The 24,077-nt window shown below is 40.5% G+C and carries 16 protein-coding genes; 9 read left to right on the top strand and 7 right to left on the bottom strand.

Annotated elements, in window-relative coordinates:
- Positions 1–75 precede the first annotated feature (75 nt).
- Positions 76–3,627, top strand: a complete 3,552-nt coding sequence (locus R4Z09_RS29135) for an EAL domain-containing protein (RefSeq protein WP_338450142.1) — start codon at positions 76–78, stop codon at positions 3,625–3,627.
- Between the two features lie 83 nt (positions 3,628–3,710).
- Here the strand turns inward: R4Z09_RS29135 and R4Z09_RS29130 are convergent, their stop codons facing one another.
- Positions 3,711–4,943 carry a cytochrome P450 gene (locus tag R4Z09_RS29130; RefSeq protein WP_338453391.1) on the bottom strand — a complete coding sequence of 411 codons (1,233 nt, stop codon included), beginning with the start codon at positions 4,941–4,943 and terminating at the stop codon, positions 3,711–3,713.
- A gap of 245 nt (positions 4,944–5,188) precedes the next feature.
- Here R4Z09_RS29130 and R4Z09_RS29125 point away from each other — a divergent pair, with 245 nt between their 5' ends.
- Positions 5,189–5,728 (top strand): PadR family transcriptional regulator, encoded by a 540-nt coding sequence (locus R4Z09_RS29125; RefSeq protein WP_338450141.1) that lies wholly within the window; start codon positions 5,189–5,191, stop codon positions 5,726–5,728.
- Positions 5,729–5,789: 61 nt separating this feature from the next.
- Here the strand turns inward: R4Z09_RS29125 and R4Z09_RS29120 are convergent, their stop codons facing one another.
- Both R4Z09_RS29120 and R4Z09_RS29115 read right to left on the bottom strand, forming a co-directional pair.
- A complete protein-coding gene (locus tag R4Z09_RS29120; protein WP_338450140.1) occupies positions 5,790–6,512 on the bottom strand; it encodes a hypothetical protein in 723 nt (240 codons plus the stop codon).
- A gap of 586 nt (positions 6,513–7,098) precedes the next feature.
- Positions 7,099–7,995 (bottom strand): LysR family transcriptional regulator, encoded by an 897-nt coding sequence (locus tag R4Z09_RS29115; protein WP_338450139.1) that lies wholly within the window; start codon positions 7,993–7,995, stop codon positions 7,099–7,101.
- A 154-nt stretch (positions 7,996–8,149) separates the two neighbouring features.
- On the opposite strand from R4Z09_RS29115, the gene R4Z09_RS29110 reads away from it, so the two are divergent.
- Entirely contained in the window at positions 8,150–9,349 is a 1,200-nt protein-coding gene (locus R4Z09_RS29110) for an MFS transporter (RefSeq protein ID WP_338450138.1), read from the top strand.
- Positions 9,350–9,788: 439 nt separating this feature from the next.
- Here R4Z09_RS29110 and R4Z09_RS29105 read toward each other — a convergent pair whose 3' ends face one another.
- Positions 9,789–11,057: a LysM peptidoglycan-binding domain-containing protein gene (locus R4Z09_RS29105; protein ID WP_338450137.1), complete on the bottom strand. Its 1,269-nt coding sequence runs from the start codon at positions 11,055–11,057 to the stop codon at positions 9,789–9,791.
- Between the two features lie 230 nt (positions 11,058–11,287).
- Here R4Z09_RS29105 and R4Z09_RS29100 point away from each other — a divergent pair, with 230 nt between their 5' ends.
- From R4Z09_RS29100 to R4Z09_RS29080, 5 genes are all read left to right on the top strand, one after another.
- Positions 11,288–11,440 (top strand): hypothetical protein, encoded by a 153-nt coding sequence (locus tag R4Z09_RS29100; protein WP_338450136.1) that lies wholly within the window; start codon positions 11,288–11,290, stop codon positions 11,438–11,440.
- 382 nt (positions 11,441–11,822) lie between these two features.
- Positions 11,823–13,802: a penicillin-binding transpeptidase domain-containing protein gene (locus R4Z09_RS29095; protein ID WP_338450135.1), complete on the top strand. Its 1,980-nt coding sequence runs from the start codon at positions 11,823–11,825 to the stop codon at positions 13,800–13,802.
- 250 nt (positions 13,803–14,052) lie between these two features.
- Positions 14,053–14,931 carry a UTP--glucose-1-phosphate uridylyltransferase GalU gene (gene galU, locus R4Z09_RS29090; protein ID WP_338450134.1) on the top strand — a complete coding sequence of 293 codons (879 nt, stop codon included), beginning with the start codon at positions 14,053–14,055 and terminating at the stop codon, positions 14,929–14,931.
- A 243-nt stretch (positions 14,932–15,174) separates the two neighbouring features.
- The gene (locus R4Z09_RS29085; RefSeq protein WP_338450133.1) at positions 15,175–15,942 is read left to right on the top strand and encodes a tyrosine-protein phosphatase; all 768 of its coding nucleotides are present in this window, start codon (positions 15,175–15,177) and stop codon (positions 15,940–15,942) included.
- A gap of 941 nt (positions 15,943–16,883) precedes the next feature.
- Entirely contained in the window at positions 16,884–17,825 is a 942-nt protein-coding gene (locus R4Z09_RS29080) for an AEC family transporter (protein WP_338450132.1), read from the top strand.
- A 27-nt stretch (positions 17,826–17,852) separates the two neighbouring features.
- Here R4Z09_RS29080 and R4Z09_RS29075 read toward each other — a convergent pair whose 3' ends face one another.
- From R4Z09_RS29075 to R4Z09_RS29065, 3 genes are all read right to left on the bottom strand, one after another.
- On the bottom strand, positions 17,853–18,572 hold the full coding sequence (locus tag R4Z09_RS29075) for a GntR family transcriptional regulator (RefSeq protein ID WP_338450131.1): 720 nt from the start codon (positions 18,570–18,572) through the stop codon (positions 17,853–17,855).
- A 134-nt stretch (positions 18,573–18,706) separates the two neighbouring features.
- Positions 18,707–20,086 (bottom strand): MFS transporter, encoded by a 1,380-nt coding sequence (locus R4Z09_RS29070; RefSeq protein WP_338450130.1) that lies wholly within the window; start codon positions 20,084–20,086, stop codon positions 18,707–18,709.
- A gap of 21 nt (positions 20,087–20,107) precedes the next feature.
- Positions 20,108–21,772 (bottom strand): amidohydrolase, encoded by a 1,665-nt coding sequence (locus tag R4Z09_RS29065; protein WP_338450129.1) that lies wholly within the window; start codon positions 21,770–21,772, stop codon positions 20,108–20,110.
- Positions 21,773–22,423: 651 nt separating this feature from the next.
- On the opposite strand from R4Z09_RS29065, the gene R4Z09_RS31215 reads away from it, so the two are divergent.
- A complete protein-coding gene (locus R4Z09_RS31215) occupies positions 22,424–23,785 on the top strand; it encodes an N-acetylmuramoyl-L-alanine amidase (RefSeq protein WP_422392227.1) in 1,362 nt (453 codons plus the stop codon).
- Positions 23,786–24,077: the final 292 nt, after the last annotated feature.

Genomic DNA, 24,077 nt, shown 5'->3' with positions numbered 1-24,077 from the left:
GTGCCTGTCCCTCTGACCCACCTATGTCCCAAGGAAGTAGCTTTTTCAAAATTAGATAATAAATGGGGAATCTAAATGGATGTCAGTTATATTGATGATCTATTGCGAAAGAATAGAGATACTAGTTTAAGTAAGGAACAATATCGGAACCTTGTTGAGTTATCTCCAAACTTTATTTTTATTCACCAGGGAGGAAAAATTGTTTATGCAAACCCGAAAAGTTTGAAAACCATAGGTGCCAATCATGAGAATGAGGTTTTAGGTAAACCTGTTCAAGAACTTATTGTTACGGAAGATATAGATGCTTTTCAAGAGCGTCTGGATAAAGTGTTAAACGGTGAGAAACTACCTTCTTTTGAATACAAAGTAAAAACGTTAGATGGGAGAATAATAGATATAGAATTTAACAGGGTGGTTATTCCATATGGTGGAAAACCAGCTGTTATGACGATGGGGAAAGATATTACAGAGGAAAAGAAGCTCGATGATCAAATAGAAGAAAACAAACAACGATATCAATCCTTGTTTGAGTATAACGAGAATAGTGTATTCTCTTTTGATTTAAATGGGTATTTTACGTGCTGTAACCTTGTTTGCGAAAAAGTGAGTGGTTACAGCAAACAAGAACTTTTAAACAGGATGCATTTTAATGCCCTAATAACACCTGAAGAAAGAGAACGGACACTAAAATATTTTGAATTAGCGAAAAAAGGAACACCGCAAAACTTTAGAACCTCCCTTTATCAAAAAAGCGGTTCTCTCGTTCACTTAAATGTCACGATTGTACCGATTATGGTAAAAGGACAAGTAGATGGTGTATATGGGATAGCACAAGATATAACGAAACAAGTAGAAATAGAAAAATCGAATGAATACTTGGCCTTTCACGATTATTTAACAGGTTTACCTAACCGGAATATGTTAAATAGACGTCTTCCAAATGAACTTACCCAAGCTTTTGAAAAAAAGCAAAGCATGGCTGTCTTATTTATTGATCTGGATCGGTTTAAAGTCATTAATGATACTCTTGGCCATAATATGGGAGATCTGCTATTAAAAGAAGTAGCAAACCGGTTGGAGGCATCTATGCATGATCGCGATACCATTTATCGTCAAGGTGGAGATGAATTCACGGTTACGTTAACAGATGCAGATAGAAATAGAGCCTCAAAAGTTGCGAGACAAATCATTGATGTTCTAGCTGTTCCTTTTAACATAAAAGGGTATGAAATTTTCATTTCTCCAAGTATAGGGATCAGCTTGTTCCCTGAGGATGGAGAAACGGGTGAGATATTGATAAAGCATGCGGATTTTGCCATGTACCAAGCAAAGAAGGCCGGTAAAAACAGGTATCATTTTTATTCATCTCATGAACATGGAGGAAGAATCAACCCTTTGAAAATGGAGATGGAGCTTCATAAAGCGATAGAACGTAAGGAGTTATTGTTACACTATCAACCAAAGATTAATCTGAAAACAGGAAAGATAACGGGTGTGGAGGCTTTAATCCGTTGGCTTCACCCAGACTGGGGTATGGTATCACCTGGGACCTTTATTCCGCTGGTGGAAGAAACGGGGTTAATCATACCGATTGGAGAATGGGCATTGCATGCCGCATGTAAACAGAATAAAGAATGGCAGCAAAGAGGTTTTTCAACAGTCGTGTCTGTCAATTTATCACCTAGACAGTTTAAGCAATCGAATTTAGTTCAAACCATTGCAAGGGTTCTTCAGAAAACAGGACTTGAACCACACTGTTTAGAAGTGGAGATTACAGAGAGTATGACAGCGGACATTGAACGCACCATTTCAACGTTACAACAATTGAAGAAGCTTGGTGTTCGCATAAGCATTGATGATTTTGGTACGGGATTCAGCTCTTTAAACTACCTAAAACAGCTTCCTGTCGATACCTTAAAGATTGATCAGTCGTTTGTTCGAGAACTATACAAAAATCCAAACGATGAAACGATTGTGAAGACCATTATCTCCATGACTCATAACTTAAATTTGACCGTAGTAGCTGAAGGAATTGAATCAAAGGAGCAGCTTGCATTTTTACAACAGCATCTGTGTGACGAAGGACAAGGATATTTCTTTAGTAAGCCACTCACTAAAGAACAATTAGAAGAGCGAATTCCCGACATCCAACAAATCGTAAAAGACCATGGGATTTCTCAAGATCTGAACGAACGGATGTGGGCAGAAGAATTATTGAATTTAGCGAAGAAAGAGATGGAAGATACGGTTCGTTTACAACAAGGAATGATCTTTAAGGTAAAAAAAATCAATGGGCGATTTATTCATACACTATGCGATGGAGAATTAATGTACCGCTTAGGAGCCATTCCCACTCAAGTGGTCGGTAAAGAATTACACGAGTTTCTCCCACATGAAAGCGCCAGTAAAAAAAGCGAGTATTACCATAGGGTTTGGGACGGAGAAGAACTTGTTTCGTATGAGGATCGGTTAAATGGAATTCATTATCTAGCTCATTTACGTCCCATTAAACGAGGTGGAGAAGTAGTAGAGTTCATTGGTTCATGTGTGGATATAACAGACCGCAAACAAGCCGAGGAAGCTTTACGAGAAAGCGAGTATAAATATCGCCTGATTGCAGAAAACATGACTGACATTTTGACTTTAGTGGACCATAATGGAATGATTTTGTATGCCTCGCCATCTTTTGAAACAGTACTTGGTTTTCCATCAAAACATTATGAGGGCAAAAGCTCATTTGATAAAATACATCCGGAAGATAAACCATTTGTCATGAGTCAATTTGAACAGGTAATGAGGACGAAATCTTCTTCTCAAATTGAATATCGTTCCTTGCATGCAAATGGAAATTGGATATTAGTTGAAGGCGTCGGTACCCCTGTGATTGGGAGCAATGGAGAAGTAAAGCATGTGATTGTGGTGGGGAGAGACATTACAGAAAAAAGAAAAGCAGAAGAACTCCTAGCAAAATCAGAGAAGCTAGCAGTGGTAGGGGAGCTCGCTGCAGGTGTGGCCCATGAAATTAGAAATCCGATCACCTCCATAAAAGGATTCATGCAGCTATTCCAAGAGGGTATGGTAAAAGAGGAATTCTTTCCCGTTATTTTTAATGAATTCAATCGTATCGAAGAAATTATCAGAGAGTTTCTTACTTTAGCCAAGCCACAAGATATTCAATTGAAAAGGGCTGATCTGAAAACAGTCCTAAATGATGTGGAGACATTGCTGAATTCAGAAGCCCATTTACAAAACGTACAATTAGTTCAAGAGTTTGGACAAGACATTCCAACCATTATGTGTGATAGGAACCAAATCAAACAAGTATTTATTAATCTAGTTAAAAATGGTATTGAAGCGCTGCCGAATGGCGGTTTCGTGAAGATTCAAGCTGTGAAAGAACCAGAAAATGTTCTTATAAAAGTCATAGATAATGGAATGGGGATCAGTGAAGAACGTCTTCAACGATTAGGAGAGCCTTTCTTTAGTAACAAGGAAAAAGGAACAGGACTAGGTCTCATGTTATGCTTTAGGATTATCAGGCAGCACAATGGAACAATAGGTTTTAAAAGTAAAAAGAATCAAGGTACAACAGTTGAAGTGCGATTACCTATATCACCAATGACATAGATACGCAGTAGGTACTTAGGTACGCAGGGACAGGCACCGCGACCCATCGGGTCACGGTGCCTGTCCCTTTGACCCACCATCCCTTACTTGTAAACTTTCATCGGCAAATAAGTTAAGGACTGTCCCGTTGCAGAGGCAATTAGGTTATTTTCTAATTCAAACCCTTCTACTGGCTCGATACGGGCAAATTTTTCTACAAATGCCTCTAGTGCGATTTTCATTTCCAGTCGGGCAAGGGGTGCACCTAAGCAGAAGTGTGGGCCGTTTCCGAATGTCAGATGCTTTTTATTGTTTGAACGGTGAATGTCGAGCGTGAAAGGATCCGCAAACATGTCTTCGTCCAAATTGCTTGCACTCATCCACGCGATGACTACGTCACCTTTTTTCAAATCAACGCCTAACAGATCATTGTCTTGTTTTACCGTACGATCTCTTCGTGACATATGAAACCGATAGCGGAGCATTTCTTCAACTGCATCTGGGACTAATTCCACATGGTTTCTAAGTTCGCCGTATAAGGACTCATCGTCATAGAGCAATGAGTAAAACGTATTAGCAATGGCGTGGCTGGTTGTTTCCACTCCTGCACCTAAAAGCAGCATGGTCATCTGGACAATTTCCTCATCCGTAAACCTGTCACCGTCGACTTCGGCTTGGATTAAGTCAGAGATAATATCATCCTTAAGGTTCGAACGTTTTTGAAGGACAATAGGGTAGAGATATTGGAAATATTCCATTGCAGCCTTTTGTTTTTGTTGCTCAATGTCTTCTAACCTATCTTTATCATAAGGCTGAAAAAGAATATCCACCCATTTTTTGAACTGCTGCAGATCTTGTACCGGCACCCCAAACAGATCGGCGATAACGAGACCTGGCAAAGGAGCAGCCAAAGCTTCCACAATATTAACGGTAGAATGATCCTCAATGTTTTCGACAAGTTGAGCGGCAATCTGTTGAATACGTGGTTCCCAGTTCTTCAGGCTGCGTGGTGTGAAAGCTGCTGCCAACAGAGAGCGGCTCTTCCGATGCACAGGAGGATCTGTAAGTGTAAGATTCATCAGAGGTGAGGCATTTGCCTGTTTGTTATTTGCGCCAACGAAGATGGTTGTTCTGTTCCCTTCACTTGAAAAAATTTCATAGTTGCTTAATACCTGTTTAACATGGTCATATTTAAACACATTCCAGGTGTTTGTTTTTTCATGATAATAGACAGGCTGATTGTGTAACATTTCTTTAAACCACTCAATCGGAAAAAATTCCTCTGCACGTGAGTGAAAATTTGTAATTTCATTAACTGGAATAACTTCTCTATTCATCAATATTCTATTCCTCCTTCAAAAAAATGATTTTACCTTTTTTAGAGTACTTTAATTATAGTATTTTTTACAGAGGAAATGGTAATAGGATATGGAGCCTGTTAATGATTGAATTTAGGGTTTCATATTGCGATTGCCGCGTTTATTGTTAAAATAATGCCAATAGAGAAACAAAGGCTGTAACGGAAATCATGGCTTAGTTTTGTTAAAATAAGAGGAGAATTCTTCTTGAAGGAGCATAGAAAATGTCCATTCAAATTTTTATTTTGAGTAAATTAATGGAAGATAACAATTACCCATATAAATTAAAAAAACAGCTTTCAGAACCCATTCCGTTAGATCAACTAGGCGGGCTGACAGAAAGCAAACTATATTACCATTTTGATTCATTAGCAAAACAAGGTTTAATTGAGACGGTCAAAATCATAAAAGAAGAACATCGACCGGATAAGCAAGTATTTGCGATAACGGAAAAAGGCCGTGAAGAATTGCCGAAAAAAATCTACAAGTTATTTGAAAACGCGAAGGCAATTAGTGATATGGTGGTAGGCTTAGAAAGCATCAAGTATGTGGACCGTGAAAGAGTAGTAGAAATATTAGAAAAGAAGATTAAAAACATTAAGGCTCATTGGGAGCAAATTAGTCATTTAGAAAAACAGATCCAGATAGACGAAGAACACAAAAAATTCGCGGAATTCGTTAGCGGCTATGTTTCAACTAGAACAGAACACACCATTTATTGGCTGGAAGAATTAATTAAACGAATTAAACAAGGGGATATCTAAAAGGGACTGAGGGACAGGCACCATGACCCAACGGGTCACGGTGCCTGTCCCTCTAATTCTCCTAATTTCTCGTCAGAAGAGAAAACCATTTTCTTTGGACATCTGTTTTATGGCGTTTCAATCGTTTGCTGGCGATCGGAAAGATTTGAAATATGGACAAATGAGGATATTCTTCTGTCACGATCTTTGTTAAAATTTCTTCCTCTTCTTCTGTCCAATTTTTGGCCTGCTCTTGTTTAATCCGATTCACTTGATCCCTGTAGCTTTGGTCAACTTTTGTGTACCAGTATGTTGAACATCTGGCAGGGGAGATTCCGATTGCTTCACCTATTGTTTCAAAAATAGAAGCAAGCGTTTTTGCCTCCTTGGTGCCCTCAATAACCGACTGGATGAGCAGATCTTCTTTTTCTTCATCCCAGTCAGCCGGATAGTTTTTCTCTTGTGCCTGGATTGTTTGTACATTTCGCTCTTGCCGACTTTCCTCAATGGCTTCATTATATTTTTCATAGTAAGAATCATACCATCGTTGATAAACATTCATGGTAGCCATAGGGTACTCGAGGACCGTCTTTTGAAAAATATCAGAATATGCCGTGAAAAATTTCCAATACCCGTCAGCACCCATTCCCATCCAACCGCCTGATTGGTACATTTTGAACATATCTTCTGTCCATCGCATATACGGTTGATTGAAGTTAAACAATCCTCCAAATTTCTGCTGCCCCATATCTACATCCGAGAGGCCTCGTTGCAATTGATAAAACAGTTTTAAAGAGTCAAACATTTTTCATAACAACCCCTTTTATTATCATATTCACTCTTGTGGTTATACTTTTTAAGTGATTAAAATGGCCATGTCCTAATGCTATTCTCTTAATCCTAAAAATAGAACCTCGGAAATTTGGAACGAAGGGACAGGCACCGTGACCCAGTTGGATCACGGTTTTAATTGGTAGAAAAAGTAAAAGTACGGATAAATGGCTGAAAACCGCGGATATAATTTGGGGGCATCAAATGATGGTTTATTATTGAAGGTTCAATCTATAAAAATTACCTAAATTCATACAAAAAAAGCATAAGAAAGCCCGATTCATACAGCTGCCGGAGGAAAGTCCCTTGCCAATTATTAAAATCAGTCCTTTTACTGATCACTTATTCAAGAGTAGAGCTTGTGTAGAGGGGAAATGAGAACTTTGACTATCACCAAACCCTTGAAATACACGGGACCCTTGTCTCTAAACATTGTTTTAATAGAAAAAGCCCTATCCCTCTAATCTACGTGATAGGACCTTCTTTGTAATTGTTCAATGATCTACTCTACCAACGGGCCAACGGACCTGTCCCCCCCCCCCCGACCCACACCCACTGGGTCACGGTGCCTGTCCCTCCGACCCAATCCACCCGCTTACAAAATGCTCTGCGGCTTTGGTGAGTCGATGTTGTTTTCGGTAAAGAATAGCGGGTTCTACATATAGTGAGAAATCCTCAATTTCAAGGGCTGTAAGATCCTGATGAAAGGATCCGTAAATGTCTGATTTTGGGATGATTGAAATGCCGATTTCTGCGGAAACAAAGCTGAGTAGTGTCGAGATATCCTTGCACTCCATGACAATATTGGGTGAGAATTGATGTTTATGAAATTGACCTAATATATATTCATACATGGAATATCCTTTCATCGGTCCCAGCATTAGAAAGGGATAATGAATCATATCCTTTAATTTTACGGTATCTTTGGGAAATTGACTTTTCCACCTGGACGGAATCACGACAACAAAAGGATTTTGCGGCAAATGGATCACATGATAGTCTTGAAAATTGGTGGGGAGCAGCATGAATGCGAGTTCAATTTCACCATCAAACAGTAATTGTTGGAGGGAGGAGGAATCTTCCTTCCAGACTTTTATAAAAACGTTTGGATACTTCTCTCGAAATTCACGAACCTTTGGTGGGAGAAATCCCACACAACTTGGGGCTACTCCAATGGTTAACGTCCCTCGAATGCCTTCTTCGATTTCACTGATTTCCTGTTTGATCTCCTTTATATCCTGCAGCATTCGCACCGCATGCCGATAGAGAGTTTCCCCGGTTTCGGTAAGCTCCCATTGCTGGGTGTAACGTTTGATTAGCACCGTCCCCAGCTCCTCCTCTAAACGCTTAAGCTGTTGACTAAGGGGCGGTTGTGCCAAATGCAGTACCCTTGCTGCCTTTGAAATATTCCCCTCATCGACAATGGTTTTAAAGTACTTCAGTTGTTTCATATCCATAAAAAGCCCTCGGTTATATATTTTATATATACTATTATAACAATAAATATATTTTTTATATGATAAAAAATCTGTTAGAGTAATATCCATGAACATTTTGTGTCTGTTAATAACACAAGGAACCCCTAAGAAAAATAATTAAGGAGGAAATCATTTGAAGGAAAAATTATGGACAAAAAGCTATATAGGAATCTTAGTCACCAACTTTTTTCTCATGTTAACCTTTTATTTATTAATGGTTACTATATCAGTATTTGCAGTAAATGAATTTCATTCCTCTGAAAGTCAAGCGGGGTTAGCCTCCAGTATATTTGTCATTGGAGCACTCGTTGGGAGGATCATTGGCGGAAAATACCTTGATCGTTTAGGAAGAAAAAAACTTCTGATAACCGGCCTCGTGATTATGGTGATTTCAGCCATTCTCTATTTCTTTCTCGATAGTTTTGGTATGCTCATCGGAAACCGCTTATTACATGGCTTTGCATTTGGTCTTGCCGGTACAGTATTAGGAACTGTTGTAGCCCAAGTCATTCCAAAGGCCAGAAGCGGGGAAGGAATCGGGTACTTTGCGTTAAGTATGACATTGGCTACTGCCATTGGACCGTTCATCGGAATGTTTATTCAACAGCACTTTGAATTTTCCATGATCTTTGTGTTTTGTTTAATCTGTATCGTGATCGGTTTAATTCTATCTTTTAACATAGAAGTGAAAGAAATTACCTTAACAGAAGCGCAAAAGGCAGAATTAAGAGGATTCAAATTATCTAATTTCATTGAGAAAAAATCTGTACCGATTACGCTCGTGGCAACCGTTACGGCTTTCTGTTATTCTGGTATCTTATCATTTCTTTCGTTCTATGCAGCTGAAAATCAGATCGTTACAGCAGCAAGTTTCTTCTTTGTTGTATACGCAGCTGCAGTTCTTGTAACAAGACCATTCTCCGGCCGTATGTTTGATTTGAAGGGACCAAACTTTATTATGTACCCGTCACTAATTTCTTTATTAATCGGGTTGTTTGTGCTCAGTCAATCATATGTCGGCTTCGTTCTATTAATTGCTGGGGCATTCATCGGTTTTGGCTACGGAACCTATATGTCAAGTTCTCAGACCGTCGCAGTTCAATCAGCACCACCACATCGAGTCGGATTAGCCACATCAACATTTTTCATTCTAACCGATATCGGTTTAGGACTTGGACCGTTCATCCAAGGATTCTTTGTTCCTACAATGGGATATAGTGGATTATACTTCGTTCTAGGTATCATCGCTGTCATTTGTATACCATTACACCATTTCTTATTTGGAAAAAAAGCTTCTGTACAAGAAGCAACTGCTCCATCAATGGAAAGATAACTTGGAACGCGGGGACAGGCACCGTGACCCACAGGGTCACGGTGCCTGTCCTTTTGTACCTATGGTTAATGGATAGTGCTCGAGAAGAGGGCAAAACGAGAAAGACGGTCACTATGAGAGGTTGATAATGCCCAAGAAGAGAGCAAAACGAGAAAGACGGTCACTATGAGAGGTTGATAGTGCCCAAGAAGAGAGCAGAACGAGAGCGGAGGGAATTATGTACAAAGGAATAAACATCAAACTATCGCTTTAGCCAACTAAGAAATCGCTCATTTAAAAAAACTGAAAAATCCCAATCCGTGAACATCTGCCATCAGCTGTCCACGGATTGGGATTTCTATGTATCTATTATTATAATCTTATTTACTAACTACCTTACGTTGTAGCATCAATTCTAAATTGTTTAACCGGGTCACGGTGCCTGTCCCCCCGACCCACTCTAATAAAATCTCTTATAACTATCAAAATGACTCTTCCAGTATACATTATTGACGCTGGAGATATCGACGCCGTCTGAGCCGGCGTGGATGAATTCGCCATTGCCGATATAGATTCCCAAATGGGAGATTCCTTTAATATATGTATCTTTGAAAAAGACTAAATCGCCGACCTGTGGTGAGCTTACTTCGAAGGCTCGGTCATAATATCCTGCGGCGGATAGGCGACTGATAGATTCACCTGCTTGGTTAAAGACATAATATATAAAACCACTGCAGTCAAAGCCTGCCGGTGTTTGACCGCCAAATACGTATGGGACACCAATCAATTTTTTGGCATGGTTTAGAACTTCCGCAATCGTTGGAGTTGAAGCCTCAACAACGCTAGTTTGCGTACCCCCTTGGGTGTTATTCGTCACCGGCGTCACACTCGTACTTGCCGTTCCGCTGATCTTCAGCGTCTGCCCAGGAAAAATCAAATCGGATGTCAATCCGTTCAACGCCTTTAACTGCGAAACGTTCAACCCAGTCTGCAGCGCAATCTTGCCTAATGTATCACCGCTTTTAATCACATATACGGACCCTGATGCATTATTTGTTGTAGGGACTGCATTTGTAGGCTCAGTCACCACTGGGGTACTCGCGACAGAGCCTCCCGACACCTTCAACACCTGGCCAGGATAAATAAGCGAACCGGAAATACCGTTCCAGCTTTGTAATTCGGCAAGAGAGATACCGTATCGATTGGCAATCTTAATCAACGTATCCCCGGATACAACGGTATAGGTAGAACCTGAAGCCGCAACAGCCGGTGCAGCGGAAGGATTCGCAGCAGATGTGCTTCCACCAGCAGGTACCTTTAATGTCTGTCCAGCATAAATCAAATCACCGGAAATACCGTTCATGGCTCGCAGGTCAGTGAGTGAAATGCCGGAGCGGTAGGCGATCTTACTTAACGTATCTCCGGAAACAACCGTATAGGAAGCTGCAGCAGATGCCGATGAAGTCACTGGCGCCGGAGCGGGCGCAGCAGGAGCAGTTGCTTGCACTTGTTCACCAGTATCCGCAACTTTCAATGTCTGATTCACATAAATATTGTCTGATGACAATCCGTTCAATTGTTTTAAGTTACTTACAGTCGTGCCGTGTTTTTTTGCAATGTTAAAAAGGGTGTCCCCCTGTTGGACTGTATAGGTGCTGGCTAACGCCGTCGACGCGAACGTGGACGACAGGACAGCTGCAGTGGCGATCGTGGCAACCATTTTTTCCATATTGACATTCACTCCCAAAAGTCACATAATATATCCTTATTCTATCATAATCTACCCTCACATTATAGATATTTTAAGAGATGTTCGAATATTTTGATAGATATTGCCATTTTAGTAGTTTATTAGTAAAATAAGTTCGTATTGTGTTTTCTATATAGAACACAAGAATGACAAAAAGCGACTTCGGATAACCAATAGGGTATAGATTGAAACCAGAGAAAGGTGAGAGGATGAAAGAGCAAAAATCGAAAGAAATGCAGTTGTTTAAAAACCTGCTGCAAAGAATGTATGAAAAGGGAGAAAGCGACGAAAGAGTCTCCACGAAAGACCTGTTGAAGGACATGGAAGGCGACCTGCGCATGATCTTATCGCAAAACAACTAAATACGGCACCAAGAGACTGACTGGAAAGGCCCACTTCAAGGGCAGCATCAGACAGTCTCTTTTTAATAGCCGATAATGTGAAAAAAGTGAGTTCATGGCTGAGGTGGTTCATTCGGACAGAAAAAGCGGAAAACAATCAAGATGGATTCGTTCCCGTTGAGACAATAATATTCTTGGACCAGGCAAAGAAATCAAGCAGCCACTGTCTGAAGCTATGTTTCATTCAGACAAGCCAAAGCAGTAACAAGCCCGCTTCAGTCCGAATACAAAACCCATTAAAAAGCTCTATCCCATCAAACTCAAAAAAACACAATCAACAAACCAATACAATAACTAAAAACCACCCACAGTGGTACACTAACCCTAAGGAGGCGACAAAAAAATGAAAAAACCCATCCTTGCTCTTATTTTCATCATGATATTAATTCTCACAGCCTGCAACAAAGCACCAGACCCGGCTGACACCATGACAAACTACATAAATCTTTGGAACAAACAGAAGTTCGCTCAAATGTACGATCTCTTATCAACAAAAGCGCAAACTACCATCAGCAAAGAGGACTTCGTTAACCGCTATGAAAAATACTACAAAGATCTCGAAATCACAAAACTCAACGCCAAGTTCACGAAGCCAAACGACGAACAAAAACCAAAAGAGGACACGATCACCTATCCCTTCTCCGCGAGCATGAATAGCGTTGCCGGCGAAATCAACTTCGACCACAAAGCCAAGCTCGTAAAAGAAGAGGATAAATGGACGATCGACTGGAACACTACCTACATCTTCCCAGAGCTTGAAGAGGGAGCCAAAATCGGCTTCGACACCGTCACAGCCAAGCGCGGCGAGATCATCGACCGCACCGGACAAGGGCTGGCGGTCAACGGTCAGGTGTATGAGGTCGGCATCGTTCCCGCTGAAATGGGCGAGCAAAGGGACGCGATTATCAACGAATTCTCGGCCAAACTTGGGATTACAACGGAAAAGATCAATAATGCCCTGAACGCATCATGGGTGAAGCCGGAATATTTTGTTCCGCTCAAGAAGCTGCCACTCGAGGAGCAGGAGCTCGTTGCCAACCTAACGGAAATTCCCTCCGTCAATTCGAAGCAGGTTGCCGCCCGCGTCTATCCAATGAAGGAAGCGGCTGCCCACCTGATCGGCTATGTCGGACCCATCACCGCCGAGGAGCTGAAGGAACGTGAAGGGAAAGGCTACACATCCAACGACTATATCGGAAAAAGAGGCCTTGAGCAGGTACTCGATGAACAGCTCAAAGGAGAAAACGGCGTCAAAATCACCATCAAAAAAGCAGACGGAACGGAAACAACACTTGCTGAAAAAGAAGTCAAAGACGGCGAAAACGTCCAGCTGACCATTGATGGCACGATGCAGACAAAGCTCTACCAGCAGCTCTCTGGACAAGCCGGAACCGCTGCAGCGATCCATCCGAAAACAGGTGAAACCCTTGGCTTAGTGAGCTCACCAAGCTATGACCCGAACCTATTATCACTAGGAGCAACAACAGAGCAATGGACAGCTTTACAGGACGATCCGCTCAACCCGCTGCTGAACCGATTCAGCGCCAACTATGCACCGGGCTCCGTCATTAAACCGCTCACAGCGGCAATCGGTCTCAAAGAAGGCACGCTTGACCCTGCTGCAACGCTCAACATCAGCGGTCTGCAATGGCAGAAGGATGCCTCCTGGGGCAACTATTATGTCACAAGAGTCAAGGACCCAGGCACACCGGTTGATTTGGAAAAAGCACTGCTCTACTCGGACAATATTTACTTTGCCCAGGCGGCCCTAGCACTTGGAAAAGACAAGCTGACGGACGGCCTAAAAGGGTTTGGCTTTGAAGAGGAAATGAAATACCCATTCCCGCTTGAACCATCGAAGACAGGCGCAATGGACAGTGAAATCCATCTGGCTGATTCCGGCTACGGACAGGCGCAGGTGGAAATGAATGTCCTGCATCTCGCGGCAACGTACACACCGTTCATCAATGCTGGCAAGCTCATTACGCCGACCTTATTGATGCAGGATGAAACAAGCAAAGCGTGGAAGCAGAATGTTGTCAGTGAAGAGCAGGCTGCGCTGATTCATTCAATGTTGGAAAAAGTAGTCCAGGATCCGCAAGGCACTGCCCATAAGGCAAATATCCCTGGTATGCCATTGGCAGGGAAAACTGGTACGGCTGAGTTGAAGGCAAAGCAAGGGGAAAAAGGTACCGAAAACGGTTGGTTTGTCGCGTACAATACGGAAAATCCATCTCTCCTCATCGCCATGATGGTCGAAGGCGTTCAAGAGACAGGCTCGTCGATTGTAGTGGAAAAAGTAAGGAATGTGTTCACACAGTAAATAGCTGGGGTTGTTCGTATGAGCAGCCCCTTTTTCGCTGATTAGTCTAAACTGATCAATACTTCTATAAATAATACATATATAATAGAAGAAAAGCGTTTTCACACACTGAAAATAGTAGAAAAAAAGCCCATAGACAAGGGACCACCACATACAAGCACTTATTACCATACAAAGAATAAAACATGATACCATATTAATAAGATATTAACAGCACATAAAAACAACAAAACCCAAGGGGAGATTCAGGTTGAAAAAGGTACGTAAAGCGATTATCCCGGCAGCGGGACTCGGCACTCGGTTTTTGCCGGCCACAAAAGCGATGCCGAAGGAAATGCTCCCGATTGTCGATAAGCCGACGATTCAGTACATTGTCGAGGAAGCAATCGAGTCAGGCATCGAGGATATTATTATCGTCACTGGAAAAGGAAAACGCTCGATTGAAGATCATTTTGACCATGCCGTCGAGCTCGAGCAAAACCTTAAAAGCAAGGAAAAATACGAGCTCTTAGAAGAGGTCCGCAATATTGCCAATATGGTTGATATTCATTATATCCGCCAAAAGGAACCAAAGGGACTTGGTCATGCGGTTTGGTGCGCACGCAATTTCATCGGCGATGAGCCGTTTGCGGTGTTACTCGGAGATGACATCGTTCAGGCGCAAACACCATGCTTGAAGCAGTTAATGATTCAGCATGAAAAAACACTTTCCTCTGTCATTGGCGTCCAGCAGGTTCCTGACAGTGAAACGCATCGTTACGGGATCATTGATCCGGTTGAAAGCTTCGGACGCAGCTACCAGGTCCGCAATTTTGTCGAAAAGCCGGCACAGGGAACAGCCCCATCAAATCTGGCAATCATCGGCCGATATATTTTCACACCGGAAATCTTTATGTTTTTAGATAAACAAATGGTCGGTGCCGGCGGGGAAATCCAGCTGACTGATGCGATCCAGCAGCTGAATCAAATTCAGCGCGTGTTTGCTTATGAGTTTGAGGGCAAACGCTATGATGTCGGGGAGAAGCTTGGATTTATTGAAACGACGATTGAGTTTGCGCTGCAGCATGAGGATTTGCGGGAAGATTTGCTGAAGTTTATGGCAAAGCAGCTGGAGCAGCAGGAACAATAATCTTTAAAAAAAGACAGATGGAGTCAGTATCCTCTGTCTTTTTTACTTATCTATTCCCATTAATCTTCCAAAATGAATGAAAAAGATTAGGTATACGAAAAGTTTCATTCGTAGTCAAACCATAGTAGAATGTATATTTATCTGACATTTATGGGTGAAAAAGCAAGTGGTTTACTGAAGCTGCCGGCAGGGGTATTGTTATCTTCTATTTTGCATATTGAAATATTTTTGGAGGTGTACGTAATGATTGATATCCATTGTCATATATTGCCGGGAGTTGATGACGGTGCGCAAACAATTGAAGAATCCATCCAAATGGTAAAGGAAGCGGTCCGCGAGGGGATCACGACAATCATTGCTACTCCACACCATCACAATCGTCAATATATGAATGATAAAACTTCCATCATTGAAAAAGTATCCCAGTTGAATGAACAGCTTGTTAAAGAAGAGATTCCACTTTCGATTCTGCCAGGGCAGGAAACCCGACTATACGGGGAGATTTTGGATGATTATCTGGCCGGCGGCAAAATTCTTCCATTAGCGGAGAGCTCTTATCTATTTATTGAATTTCCTTCAGGTCATGTCCCACGTTATGCAGAACGGTTACTTTTTGAGATCCAAACAGAAGGACTCACACCAATTATTGTTCACCCGGAACGAAACCAGGAATTGATTGATAACCCAGATATGTTGTATAACTTTGTGAAGAATGGAGCATTATCACAAGTTACGGCTGGGAGTATATGCGGTTATTTTGGGAAAAAGATCAAGAAGTTTTCACATCAGTTGATTGAGGCAAATCTGACTCATTTTGTTGCTTCGGATGCTCATAATGTGACGAACCGGGCGTTTAAGATGGTTGAGTCAATGGATAAGGTTGAGAAGAGTTACGGGATTGATATGGTTTATTTGTTTAGGGAGAATGCGGAGTTAGTTGTTAAAAATAAGAATGTTTATCGGGAGATTCCTGAGAGAGTAGTAAGGAGAAAGTTTTTTGGAATTTTTTAAGGGTATAAATTAGATATGAATAATGAGGGTATCTTTTAAAGGTTATTTTAATTAAAGGGTTGAACTGTTTTGGTTAGGTTTCATTTTTAAGAATTTGAGTTTTGGAAAAACTTCATTTTTGGGGTTTTATTGGAAATGCCCTATGTAATTAATAAATACATTTATTATTATTGTTATTCTATGTAATTTTTAAAAAGTCCCTAACTTTGTTACAAATGAATAACTAACTTAGAATGAACTCACAAAACTTAGAAGAACGATAGAATTAAACATAAAAGATATTACAAATCACTTGAGCATAGGGTGTTATTCACATTTAAGATTATTTTTGCAAGGGTATTCTAGTTGGTTTAAAGAAAATTATGATAAAAAGTTATCTCTTATGAATCATGCTCATTCGTGCTCATCTTTTTATTTTAAGATCCGGTCACTGTGACGCCCCGAAAAATCTTGTTTCACAAAATGTTCCACGAGGCAAATATTTATATTAATGGTTTTGGAAACACGGGGACGGTTTGCGTTTCATTGACAGGAAAAGCTCTATGGTGAGAAATCTATGCAGGTCTTTTATGAAACATCAGATCCGTCTCGGCGTTTTATTTATGGTATTCGCTTGGATAATACTGTGTAGGTGAACCTCTTATGGATGATTATGAATCAATTATTATTTAAACTCTATCCAAAATAATCGATACTGCAAGAATCAAAGTGGCACGCCTATACGTACCAAAAGCGAAAAAATTTTTATTTTGATGCGTTCTATTTTTCCCTTAATAAAGTGCTGGCTGTTTTCAGAAGTAGGGGGACGATTTTCACGTTTCGGGCTCTCAAGCTAATTTACCTGTACAATTGATAGAATTTTTGATATATTATAACTGGTAATGATGACATTACCACATGTAACGCAGCAATGTACATGTTAGGATTTGAGGGGGAAGAACATGGAGTTTTCTGTAGTATTTCAATCAATATTAATTATTACCATCATGATTTTCATCGGGGTTGTGCTTTCAAAGACCTTTCCTTTTAATGAAGATACTAGGAAACTATTTATAAGTTTGATTGTCAACGTTGCTATGCCCTGTATTATTCTTTCTAGTATTTTTAAAGTAGAAATCAATAAGGATACCTTTAAATTAATGGTCCTTGTTTTCTGTTTATCGATCGTCATTAATTCTATTGGAATCGCTCTAGGCTGGAGCATTACCAAAGTGTTCTATAAGGATTCGAATAAAAAACGGGAACTCGCCATATTATCAGGTCTTGGAAATACAGGATTCATCGGAATTCCTTTATGTGCCACTTTAATCGGACCAGAGGGAGCATTGTTTGCAGCGATTTTTGATGCCGGTGTTGATTTTGTCATCTGGACGGTAGGTGCACTGATCTTGCAAAAGAATAGCAGATTTGACTTAAAAACCTTAAAATCAATGATCAATGTTCCAACCATCGCTATTGTACTTGGACTGGGAACGGCCTATTTTAACATAAAGCCGCCAATATTAATGATCGAATTAACAAGCCAACTGGCAGCTTTAGCTACACCCATTGCAATGATTTACATTGGCGTATTAATCATGACATTAAAAGCTTCAAAGGTTCGTGAATCAGGGTCGCAAATTTGGGTACCACTTTCTGTAAAGCTTATCATTCTTCCCTTAACGGTGCTGCTATTGATTCATGTATATGCTTTTAATCCTGTCATCAATCAAACGATTCTCGTTCAATCCATGATGCCGACCTTGACACTTGCATCGATTTTATTTTCAAAGTATTCGGCAGATGAAGGAATGGGGGCTATTACAACCATCCTTTCCACCATTATTTCTTTATCCACCATTCCTCTCATGCTATACGTAGTAAATATGTTTTTTGTCTTTTAATAAAGAACGCTCAAGAAGGAGCGTTCTTTATTTGCGCAATAATTTCATATGGAAGGAATATAGATCCGCTCGATATAGAGATGTTGAATGTTCAATCAGCGTTCCTTCTATGTCGGTAATATACCTTTCTGCAAGAAGTGCATGATGGTTCTCTTTTACTCCTAAAAGCTCGGCCTCCTCACTCGTCAATGTACGGCCCGTAATCATTTGTTCCCCTTCCCAAAGCTGAATATGCAATTCTGTTTCCAGTATTTCATACAAGGGTCTTGTAGCAATATCATACCGTGCCATCTTTTCTCCAATATCAACCGGGTAATAATGAGTCTCAATTGATAATGGCTCATCATTTGCGTAGCGAAGTCTTTTAATTAAATACATTTGCTTATCAGGTATATAGCTTTCTAAATGTGGAGGTGAATCGACGATTCCATGTGAAAGCAATTCAGCCCCCGGAGTCATTCCCATCTTTTTGACCGTTTCTGTCGTGCTGCTCAAGCTTCCAAGCCATTCATGTATCGGACGAACGGATACAAATGTCCCTTTTCCGTGTCTTTTTTCTAATATTCCGTCTTGAACAAGCTGAGACACGGCTTCTCTCACGGTGGTTCTACTCACCTCATATTGCTCCGTTAACTCTCTCTCGCTTGGAATTTTATCTTGAAAATAACCTTGATTGATTTGCCTCTCAAGGATCGTTTTTAACTGAACATGCAGTGGGATAGGATTATGGGGGTCAAGTTTCATCATTCCGGCCCTCCTTTTTCTGGTATAATATCTGTTTTATCTATTATATCAAGACATTGACCTTGGGGCATTTTTATATAGGACAAAAAATAAAAAAACTTGCAGAGATCACCGTAATCTCTACAAGTTTTTTGTCGTTAATGGGTAATCACTACTTCTCTTTCCTCAACTTCCTGAGCAGGTTCACTAACCGGTGCTTCTCGATAATCAGCATATTTTTCCTGGATAAAGACAAGGGATAGGGCGCCAATGAAGCCAGCAATCGAAATGACTTGGAAATTCGTTGTTACTGCAAAATTTTGCGCAATAAGATAACCAATTAATATAGGAGCGATCACTCCTCCAATACGGCCGAATGCCATCATAATTCCTGTTCCAGTTGATCTCATTTCTGTTGGATAATACTGAGCCACGATTGGTAACAGTAAACTTTGCATACCTGTAGATGCAGCGCCAATAATCATGACTAATACGTAAGCAACCAGAGTTATTTTGGTAACGGATACAAACAGCAGAGAAATGGAACCTGCAAGAAAGAGCGGAATGAGTGTCTTCTTGAATCCATATTTATCAATTAATCTTCCAAAAAGAATAATCCCTACAACCGATCCTCCATTTAAAAAGGCAAGGAACGTTAAACTAGAATCCAAACTATAGCCTGCTTGGATCATTAATTTAGTCAGCCATGTATTCATAGAAGACATCAATAAGAATGAACTAAGAGAAGCAATCCAAAACATCATTGAACTAAGACCGCGTTTTTCCTTCATCAAAGAACCAATGGAGGATTTTTGTTGGTTTTCCTCCTGTGGTTTTTCAAATTGAACATGGCTTGGTATCTTTTCTTCAGGTACACCCTTTTGCAAAATTCTGCGAATCTCAGCGTCATCTCCTCTTTTCGCTAGGATACGAAGGGATTCTGGCAGTGTTTTTGCATAAATAGGCAATAATAGAAGCGGGATTGCCGCTAGGTAGTATAAAGGCTGCCAGCCGATGGAGGCGACCACATATTTTCCGACAAAGGAAATCAGGATGGCCCCTATAGCAAAAAAGCAAAATATACCGGAAACCATCGCGTTTCTTGATTTTTTTGGAGCGAATTCTGACGTTAATGCGACGATAGTTGGCATGACTCCCCCAAGTCCAATTCCTGCGATTACTTGGCAAACGGTAAAAAATTCAGGTCCGTTGGCAAAGGCAGATAAAGGGGTAAATCCACTAAAAAGAACAACACAGATGATAATACTTTTCTTTCGGCCGATTTTGTCAGCGAGAATCCCAAAAATAATAGCTCCTACAATGGTTCCAATCAATTTGTAGCTTCCGATAGAGCCCGTTTCTACTGGAGTCATTCCCCATTCGTCCATGAGAACTGGAACGAGCGCACCAAAAAGGGTTGTGTCGTATCCATCAAATAAAATGATGAATGAACACCATAAGAATAGACTTAAGTGAAAACGATTAAATTTGCTTTTATCATATACGGCATTTGCGTTGATTGTAGTGATTTCCTTCATCACTTTTCCCCCTCATCCACTTTAATTACTTATACAAGCCATTTCCTTCTCCCACACGACTTTGCCGCCAATGATGGTCGATAGAATTTCAATATCTTTGATCTCTTCTGGCGGACAGGTTAATGGGTCTTGTCCAAGAACAACGAAGTCTGCTTCCTTACCGATTTCAATCGTGCCTTTTGTCTCTTCTTCAAAGTTTAATTTGGCACCATAGCTGATCATGGATTTGAGTGCTGTTTCTACATCTATTTTTTGCTCTTCCCCAAGAACATAGCCTTCTTTTGTTACGCGATTGACTGCGGCCCACACGGAAAATAAAGGTGAAATCGGGGTAATCGGGCAATCTGAATGAAGAGTAAATAATAAATCTAGTTCCTTTGCCTCCGCGAGTGGATTCATTCGAGAGGCACGTTTTTGGCCAAGAAAGATATTTTTGTGGCGGTCTCCCCAATAATAGACATGGTTAATAAAGAAGGAAGGCACTATGCCAAGCACTTTCATGGCTTTTAAATCCTCATCACTTGCGGTTTGTACATGTTCGATTCGATGTTGATGATTTTCTTTAGGGTTCTGTTTTAGGGCTCCTTGATAAGCCAAGATGATCGAGTGAATTGCCCTGTCGCCATTTCCATGAGTGGCGATTCGGAACCCTCGATTATGGAAATCTAACACCTCTTTGTTTAAGGTTTCTTGAGGATGGATGAGTTCCCCGAGGTGTGTATCCCTTGATTTGTACGGTTCTCTTAATGCAGCTGTGTAGCCTTGAATGGAGCCATCTTGAAATAGTTTGGCGCTATCAAGGTGGATTTTACCATTTGATCTCTTTTGTAATTCCTCCTGAAGCTGAGAGGCAGTGTACCCAGCAAAAGGACTGTTTCCTTTTAATAATTGACTGCTAATCATCATTCTGGTCGTCATTGGGTTGGCCCCCGTGTTAACAGCCTCTATATGAGCTTCGATTTCTTCCATTCCTTTATCAAGGCCAACACAAGCATCAGTAAATGTAGTGATTCCTTGTGATAGATAGACTTGTGAAGCTCTTCTAATTTGTTCGACACTTTCTTCTTTGGTTGGTACTGGTAAAAAAGGATAGATCCTATCTAAGGCAGAGAATTCATAGATGACTCCATCTAATTCTCCTTCAGCGTTTCTTCCAAAGAAGCCGCCTTGAGGGTCCTTTATGTCCCGCGAGATACCGGCTAGCTCGAGTGCTTTTGTGTTAGCTACAGCAAAGTGATTGGAAATATGACGAATAAAGACTGGGTTGTTTGGTGAAACAAGGTCAAGGTCAAATCTAGTTGGATGTCTTTTTTCTTCGAGTAAGGTATCATCGTAGCCCCAGCCTAAAATCCATTGTCCAGGGAGACTTTGTTTTGCTTTTTCGTAAACCTTTTCCGCAATATTCAGTATATTATGCACAAATGGAGAACGGCAATCGATATAATCCATCATTTCACCATACATTAAAAGGTGGCTATGTGTGTCAATGAAACCAGGGAGAAGGGTCGCTCCTTTTAAATCTATAATTTGTGTACCTGGATGTGTATTGTATTCATGTTCATGTAAGTTTCTTTCGTAAGAAATATCAACAATTTTCCCATCTGCTATGGCTACCGATTTACCTATGGAATGACTAGAGTCTAGTGTGACTATGTTAGCGTTTTGAATAATTAGATCAACTCTCACTTTTTCTTTTTCCTCTCTTTCCTTTGTATTGGTTGACTGAATGTAAGGGTTCTCAAAACAGGCAAACCTATCATTTGTAGTTATAAAAAGATTACTAGTTATTATGTCATTGTGATGTCATGTTGTCATTACCAGTTATCTTGTAGATTTAATATAAAACAAAATTGTTAGTAAAATCAAGAATATTTTAAAATTTATCGATTATTTTTGGAACATTCGTGGTATGGTGCCAGTCAATCCCCGAAAAATCTTGTTTCACAAAATGTTCCACAGGCAAATATTTATATTAATGGTTTTGGAAACACGAGGACGGTTATTGTTTCATTGACAGGAAAGGCTATATGGAGAGAAATCTATGCAGGCCTTTTATGAAACATCAGCTCCGTCCCGGCGTTTCAAAGCCGGTTCACATTTTTGAAGTTCCGTCACTGTGACCACCAGAAGTTCGGAAACACGCGAACGGTATCATCCCCACGTTTTACTTTAACCGACGTAATAAAAAGCTTTTTTGGATAACCTCAATATTTTTTTAAATCATGTTTGTAAAAAATAGCAAATAAAAAATTACAGCTAAATTGGACAAGTAAATAAGCTAATATTTACTTTCACAATAATATAATAAATATAAACTATTCAAAGGAGAGGGATTCTATGAAACTATACTTAGATCCAGGTCATGGAGGTGCTGACCCCGGAGCAACAGGGAATGGACTAACTGAAAAAGATATTACGCTGGATATTGCTCTTAAAATACGAACGATCTTAATGAATAATTATGAAAATATTGAAGTCTTGATGAGCCGTTCAGGTGACATCACAAAAGATTTAACCGAGAGGACAAATGAAGCTAACTCTTGGGGTGCTGATTTTTATATTTCCATTCATATCAATGCCTTTAATGGGACTGCTCAAGGTTATGAGGATTATATCCACAACAGTTTATCTGACAATTCTGTAACCGCAAAATATCGGGATCTCATCCATGCTGAGGTAATTAAATTAAATCAGCTAATTGACCGCGGAAAGAAAAAGGCCGATTTCCATGTTCTCCGGGAAACTGCCATGCCGGCCTTTCTATCCGAAAATGGCTTTATTGATCATCCACACGATGCTGCCTTGATGAAACAAGATTCATGGCGCCAAAATGTTGCTCAAGCACATGCAAATGGAATTGCAAAAGTATTTGGGTTAAACGCCAAATCTGAAGTTCCCGGAACCATTTACAAGGTAATCGCTGGATCATTCAAACTAAGAACAAACGCAGACGATCGTGTCACGTTCCTTCGCTCAAAGAGTATAGAAGCGTTTATTGTGACAACCACTATTTCTGGTGAAACGTGGTATCGGGTTCAAGCAGGTGCTTTTTCAAGCCGCGCAAATGCGGAAGCCCGTCTCCAGGAAGTTCATAACGTTGGAATTACAGATGCCTTCATAATGGTAGAACCACCAGTTTCAAGCACGCCTCCACCACAATCAGTCCCAACTGGGTACTCTATACTTGGGCCTACTTATTTATCCCCAGAACAAATGAATCGTTTTGCAAAATCAGTTAATCCAAACGCACCCGAATTAGGAGGCTACTATTTAACCTTAGGAGAATACTATGGAATAAGAGGCGATGTTGCTTTTTCCCAGGCCTTACACGAAACAAACTATTTCCGGTTTACTGGAATCGTTAAACCTGAACAAAACAATTTTGCCGGAATAGGAGCTACAGGGCCTAGTAATTCAGGTGCAAGTTTTACAACACCAGAGGAAGGAGTTCTTGCTCACATTCAACACCTTTACGCGTACGCTACAACACAACCATTACTAGATAAATACCCTCTGGTTGATCCCCGTTTCCACTTTGTAAAAAGAGGATCTGCTTCCACATGGACAGCCTTAAATGGAAAGTGGGCTGTTCCTGGCACAACCTACGGGCAGTCAATTTTAAGCATCTATGAAAAAATGATCAACTCCACAAAACAAACTCTGGACATCATCTTAAATGAAGTTAAAAATAACCAATAAAATAATGGGAAGCGTCGTGACGGTTCATTTGTTATTTCCATGGGAATGGTGTCTCATAGGAATGTGGTTACTCCCCGAAAAATCCTCAATATGATTTACGTGTTTCTTTAATCGTAGTAATTGTTTGAAGTAGACCTGGTCATTGAACGTTCTAGGTCTACTTTTTCATTTCTTCCTTGATTACGGACACTTCCATTTGGGAGTCCATGACATTAAGAAGAGAAACATGGGGACGGTTCTCGCGTTTCATTAACAGGAAAGGCCATATGGAGAGAAAACTATGCAGGGCTTT

It is taken from the genome of Niallia oryzisoli, from assembly GCF_036670025.1.
GTDB lineage: Bacteria > Bacillota > Bacilli > Bacillales > Cytobacillaceae > Bacillus_BD > Bacillus_BD oryzisoli.
This window is presented reverse-complemented; position numbering and strand designations above follow the sequence as displayed.

Excerpts from the sequence above, each read along its gene's own strand:
- R4Z09_RS29075 (WP_338450131.1), bottom strand. The coding sequence starts at position 18,572 with ATGATGAAACTTGACCCCCATAATCCTATCCCACTGCATGTTCAGTTA.
- R4Z09_RS29105 (WP_338450137.1), bottom strand. The coding sequence starts at position 11,057 with ATGGAAAAAATGGTTGCCACGATCGCCACTGCAGCTGTCCTGTCGTCC.
- R4Z09_RS29100 (WP_338450136.1), top strand. The coding sequence starts at position 11,288 with ATGAAAGAGCAAAAATCGAAAGAAATGCAGTTGTTTAAAAACCTGCTG.
- R4Z09_RS29130 (WP_338453391.1), bottom strand. The coding sequence starts at position 4,943 with ATGAATAGAGAAGTTATTCCAGTTAATGAAATTACAAATTTTCACTCA.
- R4Z09_RS29095 (WP_338450135.1), top strand. The coding sequence starts at position 11,823 with ATGAAAAAACCCATCCTTGCTCTTATTTTCATCATGATATTAATTCTC.
- R4Z09_RS29125 (WP_338450141.1), top strand. The coding sequence starts at position 5,189 with ATGTCCATTCAAATTTTTATTTTGAGTAAATTAATGGAAGATAACAAT.
- R4Z09_RS29135 (WP_338450142.1), top strand. The coding sequence starts at position 76 with ATGGATGTCAGTTATATTGATGATCTATTGCGAAAGAATAGAGATACT.
- R4Z09_RS29080 (WP_338450132.1), top strand. The coding sequence starts at position 16,884 with ATGGAGTTTTCTGTAGTATTTCAATCAATATTAATTATTACCATCATG.
- R4Z09_RS29070 (WP_338450130.1), bottom strand. The coding sequence starts at position 20,086 with ATGAAGGAAATCACTACAATCAACGCAAATGCCGTATATGATAAAAGC.
- R4Z09_RS29085 (WP_338450133.1), top strand. The coding sequence starts at position 15,175 with ATGATTGATATCCATTGTCATATATTGCCGGGAGTTGATGACGGTGCG.
- R4Z09_RS29115 (WP_338450139.1), bottom strand. The coding sequence starts at position 7,995 with ATGGATATGAAACAACTGAAGTACTTTAAAACCATTGTCGATGAGGGG.
- R4Z09_RS31215 (WP_422392227.1), top strand. The coding sequence starts at position 22,424 with ATGAAACTATACTTAGATCCAGGTCATGGAGGTGCTGACCCCGGAGCA.
- R4Z09_RS29120 (WP_338450140.1), bottom strand. The coding sequence starts at position 6,512 with ATGTTTGACTCTTTAAAACTGTTTTATCAATTGCAACGAGGCCTCTCG.